The sequence below is a fragment of the Paenibacillus sp. FSL R5-0486 genome (assembly GCF_037975155.1).
Classification (GTDB): Bacteria; Bacillota; Bacilli; order Paenibacillales; family Paenibacillaceae; genus Paenibacillus; species Paenibacillus amylolyticus.
On sequence record NZ_CP150237.1, the window covers coordinates 7,194,485 to 7,215,854 of the forward strand.

General features: G+C 44.9%; 20 protein-coding genes. 1 reads left to right on the plus strand and 19 read right to left on the minus strand.

Annotated features, from left to right (window positions below; genetic code table 11):
- Window positions 1–184 precede the first annotated feature (184 nt).
- The 19 genes from MKY01_RS31740 to rpsF form a co-directional block, all read right to left on the minus strand.
- A complete protein-coding gene (locus tag MKY01_RS31740) occupies window positions 185–1,471 on the minus strand; it encodes an adenylosuccinate synthase (protein WP_036671866.1) in 1,287 nt (428 codons plus the stop codon).
- 445 nt (window positions 1,472–1,916) lie between these two features.
- Window positions 1,917–3,278: a replicative DNA helicase gene (dnaB, locus tag MKY01_RS31745; RefSeq protein ID WP_036611922.1), complete on the minus strand. Its 1,362-nt coding sequence runs from the start codon at window positions 3,276–3,278 to the stop codon at window positions 1,917–1,919.
- Window position 3,279: 1 nt separating this feature from the next.
- On the minus strand, window positions 3,280–3,723 hold the full coding sequence (rplI, locus tag MKY01_RS31750; protein ID WP_339284924.1) for a 50S ribosomal protein L9: 444 nt from the start codon (window positions 3,721–3,723) through the stop codon (window positions 3,280–3,282).
- Entirely contained in the window at window positions 3,720–5,711 is a 1,992-nt protein-coding gene (locus MKY01_RS31755; RefSeq protein ID WP_036611927.1) for a DHH family phosphoesterase, read from the minus strand. Before MKY01_RS31755 ends, rplI begins: the two co-directional genes overlap by 4 nt.
- An 11-nt stretch (window positions 5,712–5,722) precedes the next feature.
- Window positions 5,723–6,634: a DUF2232 domain-containing protein gene (locus MKY01_RS31760; protein WP_036612044.1), complete on the minus strand. Its 912-nt coding sequence runs from the start codon at window positions 6,632–6,634 to the stop codon at window positions 5,723–5,725.
- 5 nt (window positions 6,635–6,639) lie between these two features.
- Window positions 6,640–6,942, minus strand: coding sequence for a MazG-like family protein (locus MKY01_RS31765; protein ID WP_017691445.1), 303 nt, complete (start codon window positions 6,940–6,942; stop codon window positions 6,640–6,642).
- A 264-nt stretch (window positions 6,943–7,206) separates the two neighbouring features.
- Window positions 7,207–7,632, minus strand: coding sequence for a CBS domain-containing protein (locus MKY01_RS31770; protein ID WP_017691444.1), 426 nt, complete (start codon window positions 7,630–7,632; stop codon window positions 7,207–7,209).
- Between the two features lie 184 nt (window positions 7,633–7,816).
- Window positions 7,817–8,851 (minus strand): LCP family protein, encoded by a 1,035-nt coding sequence (locus MKY01_RS31775; RefSeq protein ID WP_036671869.1) that lies wholly within the window; start codon window positions 8,849–8,851, stop codon window positions 7,817–7,819.
- 438 nt (window positions 8,852–9,289) lie between these two features.
- The gene (locus tag MKY01_RS31780) at window positions 9,290–10,876 is read right to left on the minus strand and encodes an MFS transporter (RefSeq protein ID WP_339284925.1); all 1,587 of its coding nucleotides are present in this window, start codon (window positions 10,874–10,876) and stop codon (window positions 9,290–9,292) included.
- A gap of 250 nt (window positions 10,877–11,126) precedes the next feature.
- Window positions 11,127–12,032, minus strand: a complete 906-nt coding sequence (locus MKY01_RS31785) for a D-alanyl-D-alanine carboxypeptidase family protein (RefSeq protein WP_076252182.1) — start codon at window positions 12,030–12,032, stop codon at window positions 11,127–11,129.
- Between the two features lie 254 nt (window positions 12,033–12,286).
- Window positions 12,287–14,113, minus strand: a complete 1,827-nt coding sequence (locus MKY01_RS31790) for an oligopeptide ABC transporter substrate-binding protein (protein WP_339284927.1) — start codon at window positions 14,111–14,113, stop codon at window positions 12,287–12,289.
- Between the two features lie 19 nt (window positions 14,114–14,132).
- A complete protein-coding gene (locus MKY01_RS31795; RefSeq protein WP_036611941.1) occupies window positions 14,133–15,038 on the minus strand; it encodes an ABC transporter permease in 906 nt (301 codons plus the stop codon).
- 29 nt (window positions 15,039–15,067) lie between these two features.
- The gene (gene opp4B / locus MKY01_RS31800; protein ID WP_036611942.1) at window positions 15,068–16,030 is read right to left on the minus strand and encodes an oligopeptide ABC transporter permease; all 963 of its coding nucleotides are present in this window, start codon (window positions 16,028–16,030) and stop codon (window positions 15,068–15,070) included.
- 7 nt (window positions 16,031–16,037) lie between these two features.
- Window positions 16,038–16,970, minus strand: coding sequence for an ATP-binding cassette domain-containing protein (locus MKY01_RS31805; protein ID WP_017691436.1), 933 nt, complete (start codon window positions 16,968–16,970; stop codon window positions 16,038–16,040).
- 14 nt (window positions 16,971–16,984) lie between these two features.
- Window positions 16,985–17,974 (minus strand): ABC transporter ATP-binding protein, encoded by a 990-nt coding sequence (locus MKY01_RS31810; RefSeq protein ID WP_036671916.1) that lies wholly within the window; start codon window positions 17,972–17,974, stop codon window positions 16,985–16,987.
- Between the two features lie 725 nt (window positions 17,975–18,699).
- Entirely contained in the window at window positions 18,700–19,290 is a 591-nt protein-coding gene (locus MKY01_RS31815; protein WP_127547524.1) for a M15 family metallopeptidase, read from the minus strand.
- Between the two features lie 225 nt (window positions 19,291–19,515).
- Window positions 19,516–19,788, minus strand: coding sequence for a 30S ribosomal protein S18 (rpsR, locus tag MKY01_RS31820; protein ID WP_017691433.1), 273 nt, complete (start codon window positions 19,786–19,788; stop codon window positions 19,516–19,518).
- Window positions 19,789–19,844: 56 nt separating this feature from the next.
- Entirely contained in the window at window positions 19,845–20,330 is a 486-nt protein-coding gene (gene ssb / locus MKY01_RS31825) for a single-stranded DNA-binding protein (protein ID WP_017691432.1), read from the minus strand.
- A 48-nt stretch (window positions 20,331–20,378) separates the two neighbouring features.
- Complete coding sequence (gene rpsF, locus MKY01_RS31830; protein ID WP_036611944.1) at window positions 20,379–20,672, minus strand: 30S ribosomal protein S6; 294 nt, start codon at window positions 20,670–20,672, stop codon at window positions 20,379–20,381.
- A 202-nt stretch (window positions 20,673–20,874) separates the two neighbouring features.
- Here rpsF and MKY01_RS31835 point away from each other — a divergent pair, with 202 nt between their 5' ends.
- Window positions 20,875–21,069: a YjzC family protein gene (locus MKY01_RS31835; RefSeq protein WP_339284929.1), complete on the plus strand. Its 195-nt coding sequence runs from the start codon at window positions 20,875–20,877 to the stop codon at window positions 21,067–21,069.
- Window positions 21,070–21,370: the final 301 nt, after the last annotated feature.

A 21,370-nucleotide genomic window follows, 5' to 3' on the forward strand; every position in this document is an offset into this window, starting at 1 on the left:
GCGCATGCTGGGGTCTGTGACTCTACTGTTAACCAGTATTGACGGAAATCTCGGGATTATATCCGAAAAACATACAAAAAACCTCCAGTCATCGCTATAAAAGCAACAACTGGAGGCTCAACATGCCTAAGTCGGCAGAGGATCCTATTTTATAATTCAAGAAACAATCTCTCTATTTCTTCGATTACTCGTAGATTGGAAGAACTTGATTCGTTTGCTCACGGTTACGACCAACGGAGAAGATTGCAATTGGAATGCCTGTCAGTTCGGAAACACGTTTTACATAATTCTGTGTGTTCACTGGCAGGTCTTCAAGTTTCTTCGCTCCAGTGATATCTTCGCTCCAACCTGGCATCTCTTCGTATACTGCTTCACATTCTGCCAGCATTTTGAGGCTTGCCGGATAGTGTGTGATGACCTCGCCGCGGAATTTGTATCCTGTGCAGATTTTTACGGTTTCCAGACCTGTCATTACGTCCAGAGAGTTCAGGGACAGACCTGTAATTCCACTTACACGACGCGCGTGGCGAACAACAACACTATCGAACCAACCTACACGACGTGGACGTCCAGTTACCGTACCGTACTCATGTCCAGTCTCACGGATTTGGTCACCGATTGCATCATGCAATTCCGTAGGGAATGGGCCATCTCCTACACGGGTTGTGTAAGCTTTTGCTACCCCAATGACTTGCTGAATACGAGCCGGGCCTACGCCAGAACCGATACATACGCCACCTGCGGACGGATTGGATGATGTAACAAAAGGATAAGTTCCTTGATCAAGGTCCAACATAACGCCTTGTGCGCCTTCAAACAATACTTTTTTGTCCTCATCAATATATTCGTTCAGAACAACCGATGTATCACGTACGTAAGGACGCAGAATTTCAGCATATCCGAGGTAATCTTGCAGAATCTCTTCCACATCAACAGGCTGGCCGCCGTAGACTTGCTCGATGACGCGGTTTTTTTCTTTGACCAGATGACGCAGTTTCAGTTCGAAATCTTCAGCATCCAGCAGGTCAACCATCCGAATACCAATACGAGCTGATTTGTCCATGTAACATGGGCCAATTCCTTTGCCAGTCGTACCGATTTTGTTCGGGCCTTTGCTCTCTTCTTCGAGTGCATCCAGTACCATGTGATATGGCAGGATGATATGTGCGCGCTCACTGATGGACAGGTTCTTCGTTGTAAAATCATTGTCATGAATATAGTTAATTTCTTCGATGAGTGCCTTCGGGTTGATAACCATTCCGTTACCAATAACACACGCTTTATCCGTGTAGAAAATCCCTGATGGAATCATCGTCAGTTTATATTTTTTGTTATCAATCAGAATTGTATGACCCGCATTGTTACCACCTTGATAACGAGCCACCACATCAGCGCTCTCCGCCAAATAATCCGTGATTTTACCTTTTCCTTCGTCTCCCCATTGCGTTCCCACTACAACTACCGTTGACATAGTTAACATTCCTCCGTGGGTGCCTTGCGCACCTTTGTATTGGTCTGTCCGTCCTCTATCCCGGCAGGCGTGTTACGCAATAAACCGACTGAGAAGCGTGCTAACGGACAGTAAAAATGTCCTTCCGTTACATTCAAGGGAAGGTTTGCGCTGCTTTAACGCAGCAGTATTAGTGTACCAGTACCCTTTTTCAAAGTCAAATCAAATGGCGAACAATTAGATATAGTACAACCGTAATGTTCGGGATTTACCCATTATTTCAACACAAAAAACCGGAGACTTCAGTCCAAGCTTACTTGACTGCTATCACCGGTTCAAGGATACCCATTTCAATGTGAATCTATATCTGGTATTTATAACACATGTTTGCGTTCAGTTGCTCTAATGGTTGATCTTCGGGACAGACGATTCTCGCTTCTTGATCGAAGTCGTCAGCACCTGCCCGTTACATCGCGAAGGCGTCATTGTGCGCCCTCTCGTAATTGACGAATTTATTAAAGTTTTTCAGGAAGACCAGTTCCACCGTACCTACCGGTCCGTTACGCTGTTTAGCGATAATGATCTCGATAATATTTTTCTTCTCGGTCTCCTGGTTATAGTAGTCATCCCGGTACAGGAACGCTACGATGTCGGCATCTTGCTCGATCGAACCCGATTCCCGCAAGTCACTCATCATCGGACGTTTGTCCTGACGTTGCTCTACACCCCGGCTCAGCTGGGACAAGGCAATAACCGGAACTTCCAGTTCCCGGCCAATCTGTTTCAGTGTACGTGAAATCTCGGATACCTCTTGTTGACGGTTCTCCCCTGCTTTACCACGACCACTAATCAGTTGAAGATAGTCAATCAGGATCATGCCGAGGCCTTTCTCTTTCTTCAGGCGACGGCATTTGGCACGAATATCCGCTACGGTAATCCCTGGCGTATCATCTATAAAGATGTTGGCTTCTGACAAAGCTGCAATACCCATCGTCAGCTTCTGCCAGTCTTCATCACCCTTGAAATCACCCATACGCATCACGCTGGCATCCAGGTTGGCTTCCGCACAGATCATACGTTGCACCAGCTGGGCGGCTGACATCTCCAGACTGAAGATGGCTACCGTCTCCTGGGCCCGAATGGCTACGTTCTGAGCGATATTCAGGGCGAAGGCCGTCTTACCTACGGAAGGACGGGCCGCTACAATGATCAAGTCACTGCGCTGGAATCCGGCAGTCATCTTGTCCAGATCGATAAACCCGGACGGAATACCTGTTGTTGTACCCTTATTCTGATGAAGTGTTTCCACACGATCGAATACTTCCATCAGTACGTCCTGTATGGCTATAAAACCACTACTGGAGCGACGGTTGGAGATCTCCAGAATGCGACGTTCAGCTTCTCCGAGCATCGCTGCAACATCTTCTCCGCCTGTATATCCTTCGCTCACGATCTGTGTTGCCGTACGAATCAGGCGACGCAGCATCGATTTCTCTTCGATAATCTGAGCGTAATAGTCTACGTTCGCGGCTGTAGGTACACCATGGGCTAGCTTAGCCAGATAACTAACGCCCCCGATGTCCTCCAACTCACCTTTATCCTTCAGAAGCGAAGTCAGTGTAACAAGGTCAATCGGTTGATTTCCCTCACCAAGCTGGATCATCGCTTCAAAGATTAATTGATGGGGTTTATCATAGAAATCCTCGGTTTGCACCCGTTCCATCGCTGTAATCAGGGCCTCGCCCTGCAACAGGATTGCACCCAGCACGGCCTGTTCGGCTTCCAGGTTCTGCGGGGGAATCCGGTCGAATAACATTTCTCCGCCCATCTTACTCTTCCGTTACCTGTACCTTCAAGGTTGCCTTCACTTCAGGGTGAACCTTGACAGTTACTTGTGTTACGCCGAGTGTACGAATAGGCTCGTCCAGCTCAATTTTGCGTTTGTCTACTTTCAGACCCTTTTTAGACAAAGCTTCTGCGATCTGTTTGCTCGTAATGGCGCCAAACAGACGACCACCTTCGCCGGACTTGGCTTTCAGTTCAGTCACTTCTGTTTCCAGCTTTTTCGCAAGTGCTTCCGCTTCTGCTTTCTCTTCCTGTTTGAGTCTTTCTTCAGCCGCCTTCTGGTTGTCCAGTGTCTTCATGTTGCCGTCTGTTGCCAGACGTGCGATTCCCCGTGGCAATAGGAAGTTCTGTGCGTAACCCTCAGATACTTCTTTCACTTGCCCTTTCTTGCCTTGACCCTTCATATCTTTTATAAAAATGACTTTCATTCGAACAGCCCCTCTTCCTTTTCGATTTCAGCCAGTACGTTCGTCAGCCGTTTTTCTGCCTCTCCAAGCGTTCCTTCAAGCTGCACGGCAGCATTTGTCAAATGTCCGCCACCGCCCAGTCGTTCCATGACAACCTGAACATTCATGCGCCCCAGCGATCTCGCGCTGATGCCAATCAGTCCATCCGGACGCTCACTAATCACAAATGAAGCGACCACGTCAGTCATGTTCAGCAATGTGTCCGCCACCTGGGCGATCATCATCTGTGAAATCTTGCTGCCAGGGTCTGTGACCGCCAGCGCAATGTTTCCATATACCATTTTAGCATGCTTTATGATTTCTGCCTTAGCAATATATTCTGACAGATCCTCTTTCATCAACCGCTGGATCATAATGGTGTCCGCACCGCTACGGCGCAAGAAGCCTGCCGCTTCGAACGTTCTGGACCCCGTGTGCAGTGCAAAATGCTTCGTATCCACCGTAATCCCGGCAAGTAGAGCCGTAGCTTCTAGCGGAGTGAATTGTACCTTATCATGAATGTATTGCAAGAGTTCGGTTACCAATTCGGCAGCAGAGGACGCATAAGGCTCCAGATAGATCAACACTGCGTCATTGATGAACTCTTCGCCCCGGCGATGGTGATCCACAACGACGACACGGGTAGCAGACTGTACCAGTTTCGGCTCCATGGTCATGGAAGCCTTATGAGTATCCACCACCACCAACAACGTGTGCTCGGTCATCATCTGGGTTGCCTGTTCCGGTGATACAAATGCTTTGGACAACTTCTCGTCCTTGTTCACTTGCTCCATCATGCGTTCAATCGATGGATTAATTCCATCCAGAACAATCCGTGCTTCCACATTGTACAGACTGGCCGCTTTCCACACTCCGATGGATGCGCCGATCGCGTCCATATCCGGAATTTTGTGCCCCATGATGAGCACCCGATCGCTCTCCTGCATCAGATCACGTAGCGCGTGCGCAATAACGCGGGCTCTTACCCGTGTCCGTTTCTCCACTGCATTAGACTTACCGCCATAGAAAGACAGGCGTTGTCCGGACTTCACGGCAGCCTGATCACCACCACGTCCAAGTGCCATGTCCAGACTGGACTGTGCCAGTTCTCCCATCTCGCTGATGCTATCCGATCCAAACGCCAGTCCAACACTGAGTGTCATTGGCACTTTGAGGTCAGCAGTCATCTCCCGAACTTCATCCAAAATGACAAATCGGCTCTGCTCCAGTTCCTGCAAAGACTTATGATTCAGCATCAACAGATAACGATCAGAAGACAGACGGCGCAGGTACACTTCGTACCGCTTGGCCCAAGACGTAATTTCGCTGGTCACACGGGCAATCAGCGCTGTACGCTGTTGATCGTCCATGCCTTGGGCAGCTTCGTCCAGATTATCCAGAACGAGAATTCCCAATGCAAGGCGTTCATTTTCATATTTATCACGAAGAATGGCTAACTCCGTAATCTCGTATACATATACATACCGCTCCTGCGGGTTATGAATAACTCCATAATGCCGATCATCCAACTGGAATTCGTCATGGAACTCCTTGGATGAATGTTCCTTCGTCCCATCCTTCTTCTCTTTAGGCTGAGGAAGTTTGGGAAACAAATTAAGTAGCGGATTACCCACCATTGTCTTCTCCTGGAACATCTCCGCGACAAAGCGGTTATGCCACTCTACCGTACGATCTTCGCTGTACAGCACAATTCCGAATGGAAGCATGCTGACCGCTTCCCCCTCCATCCGTTTGATCCGAATAGATAGGCCATTAATGTAGTCGTTAAGCTCACGGCGGAACGCGAGCTCCGCCTTAATCATGACGATTCCCAGCGCCGAAGCCAGTATCAGACTAATCAAACCAAGCGTCCAGTTATAAATGGTAACGAACATAACGAGCAACAGCAGCAGTATGAACGCCCATACGGTATAGTAGCCGTGCCAGCGTTTCTTCAGAAATTTAGGCATGACTCATCACCCTATCGTTTTGATTTCGATATTGCCTCACGAAGCGGGAACGCCAGATCGATAATTCCGATAATCCGAAGCGGACCAATGAAGAAGACCGCTGCCGCCAGGAAATATGGTATAACCGGATTCCATTTCTTTGTATGTGAGAGAAAGAAGAAGAAACCGATCGCTTGAATCATGAAGCCCAGATTAATTAACGGCGACAGATTCATGGCAATCATGGTCCAGTATGTTCCATCACTTTGTCTGGAGATCACTTCGATCAAGAGAGCAAGGAAATAATACCAGATCAATGCACGCGGCATACGCCATTCTCTCGCTGGTGGAAGCTTCGATACCACCACACCCATCACGTTCAGAATTGGACGAGCTATGGCGTGTGTAATAAAGGCCATTACCATCGATGTGACAACGAGAGCAAACGGAATCATAAGCTGTGTTTGTTTGGCAACATCCTCGGTCATCTCAGGTGTCCATGCAAAACCGTTGATCATCTGATTCGATGTATTGGTTAACGGTTCAATGGTCAATTTGACCACATCTTCAATATAACTGGACAGGTCGAATTGGAAAATGACACTACCGACCAAGAGCAACAACAAGTATTCTGCCAACATCATGCCACTTCCCGCCATCAGGGCGAACAGGGCCGATTTGCGTGTTTTATACGCGTGACCCATAACGATTGCAGGCAGGGTGAAGATGAGCAGTAGTAACAGATAGATGGGGTGGAATACGACCAAAATAACGGCTACTGGCACGAGATGCCATATAAATGATTTTAAAGATAATGAAGCATACAAAATAACTCCCGGAATCATCATGAAAAATATGGCAAGTACCGATAAAGGAGTTAACAGCGAAAGTAGCAAGAGCAGATAGACTGCGCTCCAAACAGCTGATTTAAAGCTAAATTTCAACAAATTCACCTCTTACGCATATGATCTTCTAGCGCGGAAATATCCTGGTACCAGTCTTCAAGCTGGTGACCTTCCTGTTTATGCTTTTTCAACTTCTCAACTAGCAGTGCATCCAGATCCTTGAAAGGAATACCGAGCCTGCGGCCCAATATGTAACTACTCATAATCAAACTGGCAAGACTGTCCCCGATTCGAGTTGTACTGCCTTCCCATAACGCCTTGAATAATCGGGATACCTGATCAAGCACTTCGGTTTTCAGCCATTCAATCACTTTAGCGCGTTTGGCTACATCCAGTTCTTTAGGCATATTGGCGAAAGTCACTCTCCCCCGAAAAAGCTTTATTCTCGATTATAGCATAAAAAGAGGGCCCGCAAAATTACCCCAAAAAACGGAGAAGTTCTCCGAAACTGATGTCAGGTACTTATGCGGAGTCCTCCGTACATCCTATCGACTATATATTTGTAAAAAACTTCGAATGCGCCCCTGATTCAGGACTTCTTAAGTTTAACATGATACTGGACGGCTGTGATTATCCCTAATGAAACAATAATGTTTAAATTCGTAACAGCCTTACTTAGCCTTGATCGATTCTTTGGCTACAATGCCCTCGCAGTACTCAATAATCTGACTCCGTCTGACAATACCAATGAACCGATCCATATCATCGACCACAGGAACAAAGTTCTGAACTTTAGCCAGATTAATAAGGTCCTCCATGTTGGCGTTAATGGATACAGGTTTAATATCCAAGCGAAGGGGAACATCCTTGAGCAAGAACTTTGAAGCGTTTTCAAATGAAATCTTTCCCTCGGCATTCTTCATATACCACAGTAAATCGCCTTCGGTAACCGTACCAATATATTTGCCCTCTTTATTCAAAATGGGTACCGCCGTAAAACGATGATATTCCATCCGTTCCAACGTTTGCCGCAGTGTAGAATCCGACGTCACGCACGTAACCTCTTGTTTGGGTAGCAAAAAAAATGCGATGTTCATACCCTTGTGTATCCTCCTTGTGAATTTCTTCGTTCAACTTATCTCGCTCAACTTATATTATACGGATCAGAACGCAGGATGTTCCAAAAGGATAATAGTTCTCAATACAAAGAAAAAAAACAGCAGCCCGCGAATAAACGTACTGCTGATTGTGGTCTACAACACATCATTGGTATGGAATTGGTTATTCAATCTTTTGCCGGTCAGGGATCATGACTTCACCGGCTGGGGTAGATTGATCCATCCAGTTGTTAATCAGCTCTTTGGCATATTGGACATCTTTCTCGTCAGCCTGACCATAATAGATACCGTCTTTTTTCATCCCCTCACCCAGAATGGTGAAGCTTGAAATCTGTGGTTTCTCCTGAGTAAGCACTTGTTTAGCCAGATCAATAATGAAAGAAGCTCGCATATCCGTCTGGAAGCTGTCTCCCATGATCTGAATCAATTCCGGAATTTTGGCGATTTGATTCAAATTCAGCATCTCATTCGCCATCGCGTTCAGGAAAATCTGCTGCCGCTTGGTACGATTAAAATCGCTATCCTCACGGTATCTTACATAATACAGCGCTTCCTGCCCGTCATAGATCGGCTTACCACCTTCAATCGTGAATTGCACATGATCCGGATTCTTGTTCACAATGTCCTCATCGATTGGCAGTTTTACACCACCAAGCGCATCAACCACTTTTTTGATTCCGTCGAAGTTGATTGTTGCATAATAACCCACATCAGCATCAAGGAATTTCTCCACCGTATTGATGGACATATTCTCCCCACCAAAAGCATAGGCATGCGCCAGCTTATCATAATCATCTTCGCCGTCCTTGTTGGCATCCCGTCCTACAATCTGCACATACGTATCACGTGGAATGGATACCAACAGCACACGGGATTCCTTCGGACGTACTACAGCATAGATGACGGTATCGGAACGTCCACGCGTTTTCTCATAGGCGCGTTTATCCGAACCGAGCAGTAACACGGAGAATGGTTCCTTACGGTATACCGTTGGATCAGGCGTGTTGTTGCCTTCTTGCGGTACATAAGAGCGGGATAACTGATCTTCTACCGATCCGGCGAGAAACAGATCAAATGCCGCTACAGCCAGTTGCTGACGGAACAAATACCCTCCGATTAACAAAACAACAAGTGAAACGAGCGTTATATATAGGCCTTTTCTTCTTTTTTTCTTCTTATCCTTAGTTCTGCTTTTCATCCATCGATTCCTTCTTCACTATCGAAATGATACTGCCTACTATATAAGTTTCATCTAATATTTACACTAATAACGGAGAGGTCAGAAAAAACCTGAAGAAGCGTAGCGCTCACCTTTATCAACGGATTTTTACCTTTTGAATAAGGTAATTTTAAAAAAATCTGGGGATAACAGCGATCGGAAGGTTATTCTGAACTCGCAGTGATGAAGTGTAACGATTCGTTCAACTTATATAATACCAATTAAACGTCTGAGATGTCTTGTGACTCGGTGTTCACTGAAGTTTTCTCTCTCTTGAATCAAGACACCGCTTACGCTCGTTCTATTGTAATCATTGCGAGAGCAAGAAAAGTTACAATCCGGTTAAATTGAAAAGAACAGCGACTCCTTTTTAGCTACAAAAGGTACACTGTTCTCTTCATTTCTAACGTTATCGAATCAGTTTGTGGATATACTTTCCACATGTTGGCTCTTCTCTTTTCGACGCAGACGTCCCGTTATAAGCGCAGCTACCAGCGTAAGTACACTGAATACCACCGCAGACCAGAAAAGGCCATTATAACCCTGCCCTGTCGTTTGATGCACTGCCTGGAGCAACACATCACGGATGCCTTCATCAGGAATCTGGGACAGGCCCTCTGTCAGACTGGAGACATCACTCCCTGCTGCTCCACCCGATGCATATTGCTCCAGCATCTCCGGAGGCACCTGAATTCCTTTGTCAGCGAATCCTGCCTGAATGTTGGACCCCAGATTAATGAAAGAACGTGCCAGGAATCCAGCGAAAATCGTAGGTGCAATAGCCATCGCCATCTGGCGGAATAACGAACTGGTCGCTACCGCGATGCCCTTGTTGTTATCCCCCGCCTGTTCCGTGACAAGTACGTTAACTGGCGCACCAAGCATCATACCGAAACCGATACCTACGAATGTACTCGCGATGACAAATTGCCAGATATGCTCCACCCATAGCGGGAACAGCAGGAATCCAATGGCAGATAACAGCCCCGCAACCGATAACGTCCAGATTGGCCCTTTGCGGTCAACGAGGTATCCACCTCCACCTGCCCCGATGCCGGATGCCAACGCGAGTGGAGTAAACCAGTACCCGGAAGCTGTATTGGATACGCCGAGATATTGCTCAACAAATCCGGGAATAAAGATCACCGAGGCCAGAATGGCTCCCGAGAAAAAGGCAATCAACAGCGTCCAGCGAAAGGACGCAATGCCCAGAAGCTGTGTCGACACAACAGGTTCACGTTCAGATCCTTCCAGCCTTTTTTCCATAAAGTAAAAGAGCACCAGAATGATCACACCTGCCAAGAAAAAGCCGTAGAACATCGGTGATCCCAGGCTTTGAAGCATGTTCACACCGTCCAGATTGCTGAAGCTATACATTAAACTGAGTACACCCAACGTTAGGACAGCAATACCGCTCCAGTCCACTGCTGCACGATTCAGTTCCTGCTCTTCCTGAATAAATCGAATACCTGCTATGAATAGCAGAATGGCGATAGGCACGTTAATCAGGAATAACCAATGCCAGTTGCCAGTCAGATCCAGTATAAAAGCACCGACATTGGGTCCCAAGATAGCGGCAACACCATTCATCCCTCCCAGCAGACCCAAGGCTGTACCTTGTCGCTCCGCCGGGAACTTGCTTAATACGTATGAGCTGGCAATGATAAAAATCCCACCACCGCCCAAAGCTTGAATAACACGAGCAATCAGGAAAAAGGTAAACGATGTGCTCAGCGCGACAAGCAGGGACCCGATCCCAAACAACGCCACTTCAATCAAAAATAGCTTCTTGCGACCATAACGGTCCGACAGTTTGCCTGCAATAGGTACACTCACCGCAAGCCCAAGCGTGTAAAGCGTAATCGTCCATGCTCCCCATGTTGGCGACACACCAAATGATGCATTTAAGGTGGTCAGTGAAGAGGTGATGATCCCGTTATCCAGCGCAGCCATAAATACCCCTATGGCAAACAGGACTAGCGGCCATTTCATTTGTTTTTGCATCACAAGTTACCTCCCGATCAGATCGTAAATTCAGTATCGTACAGTTGGTTTGGTACATATATATTAAACCGAGTAGAATAATAATGACTCACTGGTCATTTTAAAACAAAAGAAAACCATATGTCAATTTAATAATATGGTTATATGGATCAATTTACCTCAGATTCGATAAAATAGAGCTACCACATGTTCAGTCGAACCTGCGGACACCCCTCATATCTTATCTAACGTACTAACGCTTGCGTAATGCTCAATAATCTGGTCTGACTCGGTTTCCCGAAAACCCATAGTTGAATAACTTCCGAGTCTCCACAAAACGCCCTTCACGAGTATCTGTTCCAAATACAACTGATATCAGTCTTTTGCCATCACGTTCAGCTGTCCCCACAAAATGATATCCGGAATCTTCATCATACCCGGTCTTTAATCCGTCATTCCCATCATAAGCATACGGTCCACCAATAGAGGACAACATCCAGTTCGTGTTACTCATGTACATCCCTTTTTGGTGCATTGATACTTGCATTTGACTGGAGATTCTTAAAATCTCGGGATGGTTATTCAGCAGATATCGCGCAAGCTTGCATGCATCTATAGCCGTCATTAAGGTCTGCCCTTGTATATCCATCGGACGGTTAGGACCAAGCAACTTTTCACTGAGGCCCGTTGAATTCGTGAATTGTGTATCCTCAGACAGCCCAATCTGAGTTGCTTTCTGATTCATTTGTTGCACAAACTTCTGCTCTGTACCACTGATATGTTCAGCCAGAGCAACCGCTGCATCATTGGCTGAATAGACAGCTACGATCTCGAACAACTCTTGAACGGTGAATTGCTCTCCTTGTTTCAGGGTCAGTTGACTGCCCCCCACTGAGCTGGCATACAGACTCACATTAACAAGATCATTCCAGCCTATATCACCATTGATCACGGCTTCCATTACTAACAGTTCTGTCATCAACTTACTGACGCCTGCCGGAGCAATCTCTTCGGAGCCGTTAAAATCCATTAAGATCTGTTCAGAGTTCATATCCATTAATACCGCAGATTCAGCTTTAATTCCCGGTTTGCCTACCAGCATGTCCGGTTTCACACCCAAATATATAATAAGCAAGAGAGCCAGCAGCATACCTGCCCGTTTCCACCATTTTTTCATAAGATGATCACCTCTTACCTATATAGACGAAGTAAAGAGGCATTTTGTCTGCACTTTTTTGAAAAAAAGTTAAATTTTTTTTATTTTTTGGTTACAAAAAAAACATGAACCCCATACACCCATGCCAGAGTGTACAGAATCCATGTTTTTAAAGACACTTTTTATTCATTTTTCCAGGAGAATTCTTCATTAATAATCTAGCAACCGGCTTCTTAAAGGACCCCAATCCTTACAGCTGCTAATTTAAGAATGTGTTACTGAGCTACAACTGCTTTGTCTGCATTAACTTGCAGGTCGCTCAGGTAAACGCCTGTTCCATCACCAATCGCATAGTTCATTACACGTTTGTTAACGGGTGCTACAACTGCACGATACAGTGTAGGGAATACAGGAACTTCATCTACCATGTATTGCTGCCATTGATTGTAGATCTCTTTACGCTTGTCTACATCAAATGCTTCAGCAGAGATACCTTGTGCCAGCAATTTGTCATTCTCTTCGCTGGAGAATCTGGAGAAGTTGTAGAGTGCATCGCGGCCATACAGACCAGATGGATCTACGTCAATACCAACGCCCCATGCTGCTTGATACACATCAATTTTCGGATCATCTTTACCTGTGTTACCTACACGGTCATAGAAGCTGTTGAACTCAACCATTTCCAGGTTTACTTTCAAACCAATAGCTGCCCATGATTGAACATAATAACGAGCCAATGGTTCAGCTGTGTCGCCACCAGTCATGGATACAAAGTTGATTTCGAGTGGTGTTCCATCCGGATTCGTACGGAATTCACCATCCAGTTTGTAACCAGCTTCGTCGAGCAATGCTTTCGCTGCTTCTGGATCATATGTTACACCCGGATTGTTGGAATCATGGAATTCTGGGTGAGACGGTGGAATCAAGGTTGTTGCGTTCCAACGCAGGCCATTATAGAAACGTTTACCAACTTGATCGTTATCTACAGCCATCCACATTGCTTTACGCAATTTTTTGTCGCCCATTTTTGCTTCGGCATTGCTTACAACTTTTCCGTTCTCTTCATCCCACGTACCCAGTTTGAAACCGATGTACGTATAAGCACGATCGATTGCGCCCAGGAATTCTACGTTGGACAGGTTAGCATTATCTTTGTATTGATCTGTCGGGAATGCATCCACGAGGTCTACCCCGCCAGATTTCAGTTCTTGAACAACCGTTGTCGGGTTGATAACTTTCAGAGTCACTTTGTCCAGTTTCGGAGCCCCACGCCAGTAGTCTTCGTTCTTAACATAAGTTACAGACTCACCCGGAGTGATTACATCCACTTTAAATGGACCAAAACCAATTGGTTTTTCACGTACTTCTTTGGAAGAAGACATTTTTGCTACATCCATATCGCCGAAGATATGTTTAGCCAGTGGATACGTCCATACGCCACCTGTCAGCAGGGACGGAGTGGATTCTTTATACGTAATGCTGATTTGTTTGTCGCTCAGCACTTTAATACCAGAGATTGTTTTTGCTTTTCCAGCATGGAATTCTTCCATACCTACTATGCTAGTAAAGTTGGAGTCATAACGTGGACCATCATACGCTTTGTTACCAATAACTTCATAAGCAAATTGCAGATCTTCAGCCGTTACCGGCTTGCCATCATGCCAGTTTACGTTGTCACGAATGGTCAGTGTGAACGTTTTGCCATCTTCAGATGTCTCATATGTTGCTGCACCATCATTGGTGTACACATAGTCTTTGTCCCATGTAAGTAATGGCTCATCGAACCATTGCAGTACCTGAACATCCGGGTTACCGGAATAGAAGTTATAGTTCAGTGTACCTTCAAAAGCAGTATCCGATACAAGTCCGAATGTAATCGATCCACCCTCGATCGCAGTACCCTCATTCGTTTTGACATTGTTGAAGTCATCAATGGAGTAAACGCCCTCTTCATTAGCAGGTTTTTCCTCCGCTTTTCCCTCTTCTGTGTTGGAAGCTGGAGCTGGAGTAGCTGCTTCTTTCTCAGAGCACGCTGCGAGCACCAATACAAAGACCAACATCATCGTGAAAAATAGTCCCCGTGAAAATAATCCCTTTTTCATGAACCTTTCCTCCCTTTTTTTAACCTCTTCTTTGTCTTGCATCAGTCGCACGCTTTAGGGCTTGACCGACATTATTTATACTCAACATCAATACCAGAATCAGTACCGATGCGGGTAGCCATATCCACCATCTGGACTCCAGGGTTTGCGGATTACGTGCATAACTTACGAGTGTTCCAAGACTAGGCGTACTTTCGGGAAAACCAAACCCTAGGAAAGACAGCCCGGATTCGAGGCCAATGTTGGCAGCGAGATTCAATGTCATCGTTACGATGATAATGGAACTCAGATTCGGAAGAACCTGTGAGAGCATAATCTTCAGATGAGATGAGCCCAATGTTTTTGAAGCTTTTACATAATCCAGTTCCCGTTCCTGTAATGCTTTGGAGCGAATCAACCTGGCGATACCCATCCAGAGAAATGCCGTCATGATTAGAGAGAACGAGATGATATTGTATTTCGGTACTGCCGTAACAAACGCGATAACAATCATCAACATCGGAAGGATCATGAAGAAATCAACAACACGCATAAACAGGTTGTCTATCATTCCACCGAAATAACCGGATAAAAGGCCAATTAAGATACCTATGAAGCCAGTCATTAACGTTACGATAATTCCAATGGTCAGGGAGTTACGTGTACCGATGACCAGTTGGCCAAATACATCACGACCTCCATAGTCCGTTCCAAGCCAATATTTCGCGGATGGAGGTTCATATAAGGCAAACAGATCCACGCGTACGATATCATCCTGATTCAGAATGAGAGACGTGCCATATACCAGCAACATGACCAAGCCCAAGAAAATGAGCGAGATTAGTGCCACCTTATCTCTGACAAGCTCCCTCCATAAAATACTCAAGCTGGAGGGGCTTTTATCAACCTTTTGTGAAGTTACAACTACCTCGTTGGCCTTGCTCATCTTGTTTTCACCCCGAAATCTTCAAGTTCTTACTTGATCCGTATACGTGGATCTACAATTCCTAGAATTATGTCAGACAGCAATGCCCCGAGAATGGAAGCTACGCCATACAACAATACGAGTGCAGTCACAACGCTGAAGTCACGCAATGAGATGGAACTCAGGAACAACTGCCCCATACCTGGATAACTGAATATACTTTCAATAAATACCGTACCTCCGATAAGCCCTGTAATCTCATATCCGAAGAACGCGGCGATAGGTAATAGTGAGTTCCTCAAGATATGCCTGTTGTAGATCCGGGATTCCGAGGCGCCTTTGGCTCTGGCAGTAATAACGAATTCCTTATGCTTGATATCAATGATTTCACTACGTAAATATTGAACCGTAGATACCGTTGTAATTAGTGCCATGGATAATGCCGGCAATAATAGATGATAGAACTTACTCATTACGTAGCTGAATGTGCCTGGTGTAAGACCCGGCGCAACGCTACCTCCTGTCGGGAACCAGCCGAAGTGGAATCCGAAGATCCATACCATCACCAGTGCGAAGATGAACAATGGTGCGGCAAACCCCAGGTAAGTGTATCCCGTGATCAACCGATCAGACCAGGTATCGTTGTAACGACCACTGATGATACCCAGTGGAATAGCGATCAGGTAAGTCAGTACAAGTGTCGCCAGTGCGAGCCAGAATGTATTTGCTACACGCTGACCGATCAAGTCGGTAACCGGCATTTTGAAACGGAAGGATTGCCCAAAATCACCTTGGATGGCGTTTTTGATCCAGTCCCAATATTGCACGTACCAGGGATTATTCAATCCTAGTCTCTCTCGCTGCGCTTCCAATGCTTTGGGATCAACGCTTGGATCAAGCAATCCCGTTAGTGCATCGCCCGGCATGGCTTTGGCCATCAGAAAGACCAAAAGACTAAGTAAAAAGATCTGAGGGATCATTATGATAATTCTGCGTACTATCGTTTTCCACATATGGCCTTCAACCTTTCTGAGGTAGAGCTACTCGGTGAGTATCGGAAATGGATTTGAGCGAGTATGCAAGTCCTTCCTCATCAAAGAAATTTCGGTATGAATGTTCATACTCGGATTTGACCTGTTGACGGAAGGCTACCATTTCCTCTCGTTTGGTTGGGTCCATATCCGGAATGGCTGCAATGAGACGTTTGGTATAGATGTGTTGCGGATTCTCAAAAATATCATTTGTTGTGCCCTGTTCCACATATCGACCTTTATACATAATTCCAATCTCATCACACATATGACGGATGATACCCAGATCGTGACTGATGAACAGATAGGTCAGATTTAATTCTTTTTGAATTTCCTGCATGAAGTTGAGTACCTGAGCCTGTACCGATACATCGAGTGCAGATACAGGTTCATCCGCGATAATTAGTTTCGGCTTCAGTGCAATAGCCCGTGCGATGCCAATCCGTTGACGCTGTCCGCCGGAGAATTCATGCGGATATTTGTAGATTGATTCCGGACTCAGGCCAACCTTTTCAAGTAATTCTCTTACTTGTCTTTTCTCCTCGGTAGCTGTCAGACGCTCATAGTTACGAAACGGCTCAGCGATAATATCGATAACCCGCTTCTTTGGATTCAATGATGAATATGGGTCTTGAAAAATCATTTGAACATCCCGCTGGAGTTGCCTGTTCTTACGTCGCTCTGTAGCCAGATTTTTGCCGTTAAACAGAATCTTTCCGTCAGTGACATGGTTTAGCCCAATAATGGCTCTGCCTGTTGTTGTCTTACCTGAACCTGATTCGCCAACCAGACCATAGGTCTGTCCTTCTTCAATGGAGAAGCTAACATCATCAACAGCCTTTACACTGCCAATTTCCCGTTTAAGCAATCCACCGCGAATCGGAAAGTGTATCTTGAGCCCTTCTACTTCGAGTAATGCCATTATGTTATTCCTCCTCAGCTTTGGTCAGGGAAATGAAAGTGCTGGTAACAGGTACACCGTACAAAGTGACCTGGTGCAATTTCATGCATCTGTGGGTTCTCTTCATGAGCCGATTCACTAATCCATGGAATTCGGGCTTTGAATCTGCACCCTTTGCGAGGAAGATTTTTGAGTGATGGTACGATGCCTTGGATGACATGTAATTTGGATCTTTCTTCAGACAGGGTGGGAATAGAGTTCAACAATGAGCGGGTATATGGATGCTTCGCATCGTTCATCAATGTGAAGATATCTGCGATTTCAACAATTTCGCCTGCATACATAACTGCAACGCGATCAGCCATCTCAGCTACGACACCCAGATCATGTGTAATCAGAATAATGCCTGCGTTAATTTCATTCTTCAGATCACGGATCAGCTCCAGAATCTGTAGTTGAATCGTAACGTCAAGCGCCGTCGTTGGTTCATCGGCTATGAGTAGTTCCGGTTTGTTGGCAATCGCAATGGCAATAACAATTCTCTGTCTCATACCACCAGATAGTTCGTGGGGATACTGCTTGTATATTTGTTCGGGACGTGGAATCCCTACCTGATTCAATAAGTGAATGACCTTTTCTCTCTTCTCTCTGGAAGACAGCTTGGACTGATGAAGTGTGAGAATCTCTTCAATCTGTTCACCAATAATCATTAGAGGATTTAGTGCGGACAATGGGTCCTGAAAAATCATGCCCATTTCTTTGCCGCGTAGCTTGTTTAATTTGCTTGGGGAGATGTTGGCAATATCTTGTCCTTTATAGAGAATCTGGCCTTCGATCTTTGCTTTGTTATGCAAACCCATAAGAGAGAATGCAAAAGCACTTTTACCTGACCCGGATTCACCTACAATCGCCAACACTTCATTTTTCTTCACCGTAAGGTTAACGTGATCCACTGCTGCATAATAGTCATCTTCAATTCTGAATGATGTTGTTAGATTTCTGACTTCCAATAGCTCTGTATTCAAATCAATCACCCTAACCCCATAATTTCCGTAGATTGTATTCGTGTGTAGAAATGCATCCACTGTATATTTCCAAGTTCTTGAAGATAACGAACAATAGCTTATACAAAATACCAAATTGTTAGGAGAAACAAGTTTAAGAGACTTATATTTAGACCATTGGTCAATTAATGTTGATAATTCCTAGCGGAATTATATATCAAAATAATTAATGTAATCATACGTGTAATTTTAGCTAACGTCAATGCTTATTTTGAGATTTTTGGTATAAATGTTTTTTATACTACAGATTTGGATATTAGTAATACTATAAAGGCATATAGCAGGAAATTTGAGAGGTATTATCATGTTTTTGGCTGTGAGGTGAACATAGGCAATTAGCCGATATAACATATACATAACATAATAGTTACATTTAGTGTATGTGTATGCTTTGATTTAAGTAGACAATCTCAATTTTGCGTGAGGTAAATGTTACATATATGAGTGATGATTATATCTCGATCTATAGCTGAATTTTATTGAACCGGAGCCGTTATGCTTACAATTGAAATAATATGTGCGATCAGAGTAAAAAATCTAGTTAATCTAGTATAGTTTTATTTATTTGCTAATGTAAAGACCAAATTGTCATCTTTTATCATTTATTTTACAAAAGAAAGAAAAAAGCCCTGCAAAATGCAGAGCTTATCTAATAATTATTCATTTAAGTGTATATATAACACCTTTTACTGAGAGTCAGGGGGTCTTTTACCACGTTTTAACTCATTAATACTCAGTCCAAAATCCATCTGCAAGTGAGGATAGTCCGGAAAGTTTGCCCAGTCTCCACCCCAAGTGAAACCTAACTCTTTGGCAAGATCCACAATTTCCATCCAGTCTGCCTCGCCATTGCCGTTATCATCACGTTCCATATCCCACACCACATCACCCTCAGGCGTCCTCAGTGCAAAATCAATTGCCAATCCGTAGTTATGATATGACTCACCACCACGTGCATTAGTAACGATATTGCCTGCGCTTGAGCGTCCTTGGTTGAATAGTGCATCTTGCTCCTCGGAACTTCGGTAACCGTGGGTAATAACAATCTCTATTCCACGTCTCGCTGCCTTACGTACCAATAATTTCTCATTCTCTGCTACCACAGGATGTAGGCCGGTGATTGGCAGAGCTTCTTGGATTGTTGTCCCAGGCCACATATTATCTATATCATCTTTTTGCTGTAACCATACATATATAATGGAAAGTAAAAGAGTAGCTATAATCCAGGTTTTCAGACTTTTTTTTCTCTGTTTGCCTTTACGTTTTGATGTATTCATATCCACTCCTGGTGTTTATTCTGAAATAAACAGCTATTCCTGCTGCCTGAACCTTTTCAGTAGATTAGACTCTATTATAATTCATTTGAGCCTTGAATGCTTCTATCACCACAGTATTGAATTCTTCCATTTGTTAGAGTGGATCTGTTATTAATAATTCTATTGATATATACAAAAAAGCAGCCGGCTATAAGCCGACTGCTTCGTATGCAAGCTGAGTAAAAACTACTCAGTTGTGTATGGCAATAATGCGATTTGACGGGAGCGTTTGATTGCAATCGTCAGCATGCGTTGATATTTAGCGCTAGTACCTGTTACACGGCGTGGCAAAATTTTTCCACGTTCGCTGATAAATTTACGAAGCAAGTCCGTATCTTTATAATCGATGTGAGTAATTTTGTTAGCTGTGAAGAAGCACACTTTACGACGTTTATTACGGCCGCCACGACGTGCCGGTCTTTTATCGTTGTCTCCGCCTTCTCTTTGCTTGAAGCCCATGCTTTTCAGTCCTTTCCTATCATGTAACCCATATCTCCTAAGAGTATCAGCTCATGTTAAAATGGCAAATCATCATCCGATATATCAATCGGTTTTCCGTCATCGGAAAAAGGATCCTGATTGTTGCTACGCGAATTATTGTTATTGTTCGCGCGTCCGCCGCCTCCATAAGAAGGCTCTTCACGCATTGGTTGCCCACCGCCGCCACCGCTATTATCACGGTTAGCTGACTCCAAGAAACGGACATTATCGGCAATGACTTCGGTCACGTATACACGTTTTCCTTCGTTATTCTCGTAGTTCCGTACTTGAATGCGTCCTTCGACTGCAGCCAGGCGTCCTTTGCGCAAGTAGTTCGCACAGGTCTCGGCAAGCTGTCTCCAGGTTACGACCGGAATGAAATCGGCTTCCTTTTCTCCCCCTTGGCTTGTAAACGGTCTGTCCACTGCCAAAGTAAATTGCGTAACTGCCACTCCTGCTGGAGTGTAACGCAACTCAGGATCCCGGGTTAACCGTCCGATCAGAATGACACGGTTCAACAATGTAATCCCCTCCTTCAGAGCGTATTGGTGCGTTAATCACGAGTAGTCTTAAGCAGACTTAACGTCGTTGGTAATGAGATAACGAATTACTTCGTCAGAAATCTTCATGAGACGCTCAAGTTCAGTTACAACTGCTGGTTCAGCAGTGAAATGTACCAGAACATAAAAACCATCACGGAATTTCTTGATCTCATACGCAAGACGGCGTTTACCCATAACGTCGTGAGCTGTAACTTCACCACCGCCGTTGGAGATGATGCCTTGGAATTTATCGACTGTAGCTTGAACAACTTCTTGCTCAATGTCAGGACGAATAATGTACATCACTTCATATTTGCGCATAATTTTCACCTCCTTATGGACTCTGGCCCTCAATCTAGGTTGAGAGCAAGGAACGAGCACAAACTCGAACTATATTAATATAACAAATACCGAGTCAAAGTGCAAGCAAACGTTCCCTGTACATATTGGCACATGATCAGCCCGGCTATGGAGCACACTACAGAAGCAACAAAGTAACATAATCTGCAGAGGAGGTTTTATCATGGGTGAAAAAACCGAGTTTGAACCAGGAGACAAAGCCCCAAACGATGGAGAGTACACGGAAGTTGGGGAAAAAAGCTTTGTCACGGAAATTAAGAACCCAAAGCGGGTAACGTTGCAAAAAGGTGAAGCTTTTCCCGAAACAAGCAATCATAATCGCAAGTGGAAGAAGCTGACCAAAGCCCGCGTCCATTAATCGCAATACTTTTTTACGATCCATGTATATAAAACGGAATAAAGCACATAATACAATCAGGCGGTGCACGAGAGAGGTGTGGTTCCGTTGGACAACGAAGCCGATCATTCGCTGTTGGAGATTCATCACGTAATTTAAGAAGCAAGTGGTTATGTGTAGTAAGGCCCTTCGTCTGAAGCACGCGTATTGCTACGTGCAGTACACCAAGTGTCTGATTGTTACGACCGATTGTTTCCTAACAAACAAATGCACCGCCGGATAAAGAGCCCTTCGGGGCTCTTTATTTTTCGTTCGAGTCACA